Origin of the sequence: Sphingomonas sp. 66-10, assembly GCF_001897045.1 — a bacterium.
In the GTDB taxonomy this organism is placed as follows: domain Bacteria; phylum Pseudomonadota; class Alphaproteobacteria; order Sphingomonadales; family Sphingomonadaceae; genus Sphingomonas; species Sphingomonas lycopersici.
Genome location: NZ_MKRR01000070.1, coordinates 3,111 through 9,354 on the forward strand (window position 1 = coordinate 3,111; position 6,244 = coordinate 9,354).

Annotated in this window: 6 protein-coding genes and 1 pseudogene; 4 read left to right on the forward strand and 3 right to left on the reverse strand. The window is 65.8% G+C overall.

Going from position 1 to position 6,244, the window contains the following annotated elements; genetic code table 11:
• A partial coding sequence (locus tag BGN95_RS06575) for a HipA domain-containing protein (RefSeq protein WP_286772020.1) occupies positions 1-917 on the forward strand: 917 nt, incomplete at its 5' end.
• A gap of 344 nt (positions 918-1,261) precedes the next feature.
• On the opposite strand, the gene BGN95_RS06580 is transcribed toward BGN95_RS06575, so the two are convergent.
• Together BGN95_RS06580 and BGN95_RS06585 are read right to left on the reverse strand one after the other, a co-directional pair.
• Entirely contained in the window at positions 1,262-1,945 is a 684-nt protein-coding gene (locus BGN95_RS06580) for an HdeD family acid-resistance protein (protein WP_286772021.1), read from the reverse strand.
• 350 nt (positions 1,946-2,295) lie between these two features.
• A complete protein-coding gene (locus tag BGN95_RS06585) occupies positions 2,296-3,069 on the reverse strand; it encodes an SDR family oxidoreductase (RefSeq protein ID WP_179512540.1) in 774 nt (257 codons plus the stop codon).
• A gap of 129 nt (positions 3,070-3,198) precedes the next feature.
• Between BGN95_RS06585 and BGN95_RS06590 the strand changes: the two are divergent.
• Positions 3,199-4,084, forward strand: a pseudogene (locus tag BGN95_RS06590) (LysR family transcriptional regulator).
• On the opposite strand, the gene BGN95_RS06595 reads toward BGN95_RS06590, so the two are convergent.
• Positions 4,035-4,994: a LysR family transcriptional regulator gene (locus BGN95_RS06595; protein WP_286772022.1), complete on the reverse strand. Its 960-nt coding sequence runs from the start codon at positions 4,992-4,994 to the stop codon at positions 4,035-4,037. The pseudogene BGN95_RS06590 and the gene BGN95_RS06595 overlap by 50 nt on opposite strands.
• Positions 4,995-5,119: 125 nt before the next feature.
• On the opposite strand from BGN95_RS06595, the gene BGN95_RS06600 reads away from it, so the two are divergent.
• Both BGN95_RS06600 and BGN95_RS06605 read left to right on the forward strand, forming a co-directional pair.
• The gene (locus BGN95_RS06600) at positions 5,120-5,530 is read left to right on the forward strand and encodes a (R)-mandelonitrile lyase (RefSeq protein WP_286772023.1); all 411 of its coding nucleotides are present in this window, start codon (positions 5,120-5,122) and stop codon (positions 5,528-5,530) included.
• A 266-nt stretch (positions 5,531-5,796) separates the two neighbouring features.
• Positions 5,797-6,174, forward strand: a complete 378-nt coding sequence (locus BGN95_RS06605) for a hypothetical protein (protein WP_286772024.1) — start codon at positions 5,797-5,799, stop codon at positions 6,172-6,174.
• The last annotated feature ends 70 nt before the right edge of the window (positions 6,175-6,244 follow it).

Here is a 6,244-nt window from a genome sequence, read left to right on the forward strand (position 1 = left end):
TCAAGGGCACGCCACTCGGCATCGATCCCGAACAGGAATTCCGGATCTCGATTGCCGGCGCCCAGGAAAAAACCGCTCTCCTGCGCTACAAGGGGAAATGGATGCGACCGATCGGCGCCACGCCGACGACGCATATCCTGAAACCCCAGCTCGGCGAGATACCGACGTCGACCGGCATGATCGACATGACGGCCAGTGTGGATAACGAGCACTATTGCCTTACGCTCCTCGCAGCATTCGGCTTGCCCGTCGCGCGCACCGAGATCGCTAACTTCGGTACGCGCCGCGTCCTTGTCGTCGAGCGCTTCGACCGCCTGTGGCGGAATGACGGCAAGCTCCTGCGCGTACCGCAGGAGGATTGCTGCCAGGCACTTGGCGTGCCTTCTACCCAGAAATATCAAAGCGAAGGCGGCCCCGCGGCGGCAGATATTATCCGTTTGCTCGGCGCCAGCGACGAACCATCGGGCGATCAGATGAATTTCCTGGCCAGCCAGATAATCTTCTGGCTGATCGGGGCGACGGACGGCCACGCCAAGAATTTCAGCATATTTCTGCGACCGCGCGGCGGGATCAAGCTGACCCCGATGTACGACGTGCTGTCGGTGCAAAGCGCCGTCGATCGCAACCAGCTGAATGCTCGCAGCTTCCGCCTCGCAATGTCGGCAGGAAAGAGCCGCCACTATCGTGTCGACGAGGTTTCAGGTCGACATTTCGTGCAGACGGCCAAGATCGCGGGGCTCGGGCCCACGCTCATCAAGCAAGTGATCGCGGGCGTCCGGGAGAAAGCAGAGCGCGCCCCCGATGCTGCCCGATCGGCGATGCCCGGCGATTTCGCTGATGAGATCCACGACAGCATCCGAACTGCAATCGCTGCGCGGCTCGATCGTTTGGACACCGCGTTCGCCGAACTAGGCTGACTCGGCGAGATATGGCCGTTGAGCCGCCATTCTGGGACCGGCCCAAAAGGCGTCAAACTCGCCCCTTCGAATCGGTGCAGAGTCCAGTTCGAGTCCGCCACCCCGTCGCCGGTTCGATGCCGAAAAACGGACCGATTTTTGCAGTGGACCAGGGTGGGACCACGGCCTTTTGCTGCGACTTAAGTCGCAGAAATATCAATATTTTATCGACCAAAGTCGAGTCCTGTAAGCGCACCAGAACATCCAGCAGACAGCACAATTCACCGAGCGCCATTGAAGCGAGCTCGGCCGGCTCATCGTCCGCCACGTATCCATCAACTACCCGCGCAGCCCCGCCGCAACCGTCATCGCCACTCGCCGTGGCTCGTCGCCGCGCGCCACGCCGGGCGTTGCGCGTGGTGATGATCGCCCCGATGCAGACGCAGCTGATAGGCCAGCGCGAACAGAAAGGCGCCGGACACGAGCAGCCCGACGGCGAGGAACGATTTGACCACCTCGAAACCCAGCGCCGGGCCGATGCCGAGAAGAACGCCGGCGAAGAAGATGGCCAGCCCGCTGCCGATCAGCCAGCCGCGTCCATGATCCGGCCTGAGCTGCCCTGCGCCGAATATCGTCGCCAGCCCGACGATGATCGCCCAGGCGGTGACCATCGTGAGCAATGCGTCGACCGTTGCCGCGGGGCGGGCAAGCGCGACGATGCCGGTGATCGCGTCGATCAGGCCGACCGCGCCGAGCGCCAGCCAGCCGGAGCCGATCCGCGCGTGATGCGTCGCAAGGATGACCGAGAAGAGCGCATCGGCGAAACAATAAGCCGCGAAGACCGCGACCAATACGGCAACCGTCATCGCCGGCCAGGCGATCAGCGCGATGCCGAGCAACGCTGCGGCACCGGCCTTCAGCCCGATCGCCGGCCAATGGTCGGTCGCGCGTTCGTTGAACGGTTCATCTTCGGGCTCGACCGAGATCTCGCCGGGCTCAGCGGGCGTCCGACCGATCGCCTCCGTCCCGCTTGCGAATCGTTTATCCATCACAACCTCCTCAAGATCGTGTCGAACTTCCGCGCTATCGGGGTCGTCGACCGGCCTCGGGGCACGGTTGATCGGTCTGTCGGGGCGCGCCCTTCGCGCGGACCGGTCGGCCCGTCGTTTGAGGTCGTGCGGTTCATGCCAGCCAGTAGGCGCCGGACGCCGGGGTCGGCTGCCTCCGCTCGTGCGGGAGGCGTCGGCTCTTCTGTCGCTCGCGTCGACGCGGCCGCCGGAATGCGACTCACGCGATCGTTTCGGGAAACGCACGATATCGGGTGATGTTCCCGATCGCGATCGATCGTCGGCGCTTGCCGCCGCCTCACGCGATGCGCGAGGAGGCGGTGCGAGCCGGCCTATTTGGTCGTATAGCCGCCGTTCACAAGGATAGTCTGCCCGGTCATCCACCAGCCGTCGGAGACCATGAAGCGGATATAGGGAACGATGTCCTCGATATCGGTCAGCCCGGTCTTCGAGAATGCCGACAGCGCCGCCGCGGTCTTGTGATAGGCGACCGCGTCGGCGCCCTCGGCCGGATAGAAGAAGGGCGTGTCCATCGGCCCGGGGCCGATCGCCGTCACCGAAATGCCGCGCGCGCCGAATTCCTTCGAAGCGGCGCGGGTGAAATGCTCGACCGGCGCCTTGGTCCCCGCATAAGCGGCATAGAAAGGGGTGTAGGCGCCGAGCAGCGAGGTCACCACCGTCAGCACCTTGCCATTGTCGTTGAGGTGCTTGCCGGCCTCCTTGAGGAAGAAGAAGGCGGTCTTGGAATTGACCGCGGTCATGCCGTCATATTCGGCCTCGGATATCTCGATCATCGGCTTTTTGAGGACCTTGCCGACCGTGTTGATCGCGATATCGATGCCGCCCATCGCCGCCTTGGCATCGGCGAACAGGCGCTCCATCGCCCCCGCGGTGGTGAGATCCGCCTGAAAGCTGTGCGCTTCGGCGCCCGCCGCGCGGATCGCGGCCACGGTGCGCTCGGCGTCCGCCGCCGTCGACGCGCTGTTATAGTGGATCGCGACCGCCCTGGCGCCATGACCCGCAAGATCCGTGGCGATCAGGCCGCCGAGATTCTTGGCGCCCCCAGCGATGAGAATGGTTTTGCCGTTGATTTTATGGTCGGTCATGCGCGTGCCTCCTATGGGGTCGGGAGCCGCGATCGGCTCCGTCACCGCCAGATTAGCGCCGGCATTGGTGGTATAAAGGCGACCATTCTGACATCACATGTCATGGCGAACGAACAATAGGCTGTTCCGATGGATCGCATCGACCTGTTCCGCATCTTCGCGCGCGTCGTCGAATGCGCGAGTTTCACCCGCGCGGCGGATCTGCTCGGGATGCCGCGCTCCTCGGTTTCCGCCGCGATCCAGGAACTGGAGGCACGGCTCGGCGCGCGGCTGCTCCACCGGACGACGCGGCGCGTCACCCCCACGCAGGACGGGATCGTGCTTCACGAACGCTGCCTGCGGGTGATCGCCGAGATCGAGGATGTCGAGGGGCTGTTCCGCGAAACCGTCGCCGGGCCGAGCGGCTTGCTGCGGATCGACGTCCCGGGGCGGATCGGCCGACTGATCGTCGCGCCGGCGCTGCCCGCCTTCCTGCAGCGCTATCCGCATATCGAGATCAGCCTGGGGGTGACCGATCGCGCGGTGAACCTCGTCCAGGAGAATATCGACTGCGTGGTGTTCCGGCCTGATCGGGCGGTCGATCGGGAATCTGCCGCTGATCAATGTCGCCAGCCCGGCCTATCTCGCCGAATTCGGCACCCCGCTCCACCCGGACGAGCTCGGCGGCCACCGCGCGGTTCGCTATGCGTCTCCATCGACCGGGCGCATTGAGGATTGGGAATGGTGCGACGACGGCAGTGTCCATACGCGCGCGCTGGCCGGCAATGTCATCGTCAACAGCGCCGAGGCCTATATCGCCTGCTGCCTCGTGGGGCTCGGGCTGATCCAGATCCCGGCCTATGACGTGAAGGATCATCTGGCCGCCGGGGATCTCGTCGAGGTCATGCCGGCGCACCGCGCCGAGCCGATGACGATCACCCTGCTCTATCCCCATCGTCACAATGTGACGCGGCGCCTGGAAGTCTTCATCGACTGGCTGGAGCCGCTGCTGAAACGCGAGCTTCTTCCTTCCTGATATCGCGGCCCAGCGGCCGCATCTCGCGGATGAGATCGACCAGCAGACGCAGCGCGGTCGGCACCTGCCGGCGCCCCGGATAATAAACATGGAAACCGCCGCCGATCGGCGCCCAGTCGCCGAGCACGATCCGCAGGGCGCCGCTGTCGAGATAACGCGCGAGAACCGGTTCCGCGCCATAGATGATGCCGATCCCGCTGACGCCGAAACCGATCGCAGCGGGGCTTTCGTCGACGGTCAGCGGGCCGGGTGCCGCGATCGTGACGGCCTCCTCGCCGCGCTCGAATTCCCAATGATAGAGCTGGTCGTTGCCGAGCCGGATGCCGATGCAGCGGTGCGCGTGCAGGTCCTGCGGCGTCGCCGGCGTGCCGAAGCGCGCGAGATAATCGGGCGACGCCGCCGCGACCCAGCGGATGTCGGGCGAAAGCCGCTGCGCGATCATGTCCTCGGGCACGGTGCCACCGTACCGGATACCGGCGTCGAAGCCGCCGGCGATGACGTCGATCAGCCGGTTGCTGACGCTGATGTCCACCTCCACCTCGGGATAGCGCGCGACGAATACCGGCATCACCGGATCGAGCAGCAGCGGCACCGCATCGCCGAGGACATTGATCCGTACGCGCCCCGCGGGCGTATCGCGGAACCGGTTGAGGTTCTCCGCCGCCTCCCCCACCGCCTCCAGCGGCCGCTCGATCGAGGCGCGCAGTTCCTCGCCCGCCGCGGTCAGCGTCACGCTCCTCGTGGTCCTGTTCAACAATCGCACGCCGCGCCGCGCTTCGAGCGCGGTCATCGCATGGCTCAGCGCCGAGGTCGTGACGCCCATCTCCAGCGCGGCACGCCGGAAGCTGCGGTGCCGCGCGATCGCGAGGAAATAGAGGAAATCCGCGAGATCGGTTCGGTTGAGCTGCATGGCGCTTGTTACCACTTTGTTGAGGCAAGCTCATCAGTTCATTGCGCGCGAGGGCGCTAATCCGCGTGGCCCCGACGGCTTAAATTCGTTCGGTCGCTGCCCCGATGCAGAAAGGAACGATCGCGATGGACATCACCCGGAAAGCAGAGCTCAAGACCGTCGACGGCGCGTCGGACTATTTCACCGGCAAGGTCACGATCACCGGCCAATTTCAGCGCCCCGCACCGTCGCGCGTCGGCGGCGCGATCGTTCACTTCGAGCCCGGCGCGCGTACCGCGTGGCATTCGCACCCCGCGGGGCAGACGCTGATCGTCACCGAAGGCGTCGGCTGGACGCAGATCGAGGGCGGCCCGAAGCTCGAATTTCGCGCCGGCGACGTGCTGTGGTGCCCGGCCGAGCACAAGCATTGGCACGGCGCGACCCCGCATGAGGGCATGACCCACATCGCCATCCAGGAATCGGTCGACGGCTCGCCGGTGACCTGGATGGAGAAGGTGACCGACGCGGAATATCTCGCGCCGCTGGCGCAGGGCTGAGCAGTGAACCCGATCCACGATCTCGAGGAGAAGGGTATCGCGCGTTAGGTTGCTTCCCCTTCCCCCCGGCGCTGGCCGGGTGGTCGTCTCCCCTCCTTGGGTCCTCGCCTTCGCGGGAGCACAAGAGATTTACGGGCCCCCTCCCCCGCGGCTGGACGCACTCGCCGGCGCGGTGATCGAACGCCTTGAGTCCCGCCGCCTTTTGCTTCATCGGCACGCGCATGGCGGCACGGTTCCGCACGGCACGCGCATCAACGCGGATCGGGATGCTGGCGATCATCGCCTGCGCCCTGTTGGCGCGCGTGCTGATCCCGCAAGGCTGGATGCCGGTCGAAACCGACCGCGGGTGGCAGATGTCGATCTGCAGCGGGACCGGCCCGGTCGAGATGGCGGCGTCGCCGGTGCTCGCCGCCGCGCTCAAGGCGATGCATCCCGGGTCGGACAAGCCGGATAAAAGCGCCAACGACCACCCCTGCACCTTCTCCGGGCTGACCGTCGCGCTGGACGGACCGTCGGCGCCGATCCTCGATCTCTCCGCGCCGGCAACAGCGACCTCGCTACCTCGCGCGATCCTGGCGGTTGCGATCGGCCGCGGCCTTGCCGCGCCGCCGCCGCCCTCCACCGGACCACCCTCGATCCGCTGAGCAAATACCGTTCCGGGCCTCGGCTTCGGACGGTTTTTCTTTGCGCGAAATCAGAGGGTTATCATGTCTC

Excerpts from the sequence above, each read along its gene's own strand:
- BGN95_RS06605 (WP_286772024.1), top strand. The coding sequence starts at position 5,797 with ATGCTGGCGATCATCGCCTGCGCCCTGTTGGCGCGCGTGCTGATCCCG.
- BGN95_RS06600 (WP_286772023.1), top strand. The coding sequence starts at position 5,120 with ATGGACATCACCCGGAAAGCAGAGCTCAAGACCGTCGACGGCGCGTCG.
- BGN95_RS06585 (WP_179512540.1), bottom strand. The coding sequence starts at position 3,069 with ATGACCGACCATAAAATCAACGGCAAAACCATTCTCATCGCTGGGGGC.
- BGN95_RS06580 (WP_286772021.1), bottom strand. The coding sequence starts at position 1,945 with ATGGATAAACGATTCGCAAGCGGGACGGAGGCGATCGGTCGGACGCCC.
- BGN95_RS06595 (WP_286772022.1), bottom strand. The coding sequence starts at position 4,994 with ATGCAGCTCAACCGAACCGATCTCGCGGATTTCCTCTATTTCCTCGCG.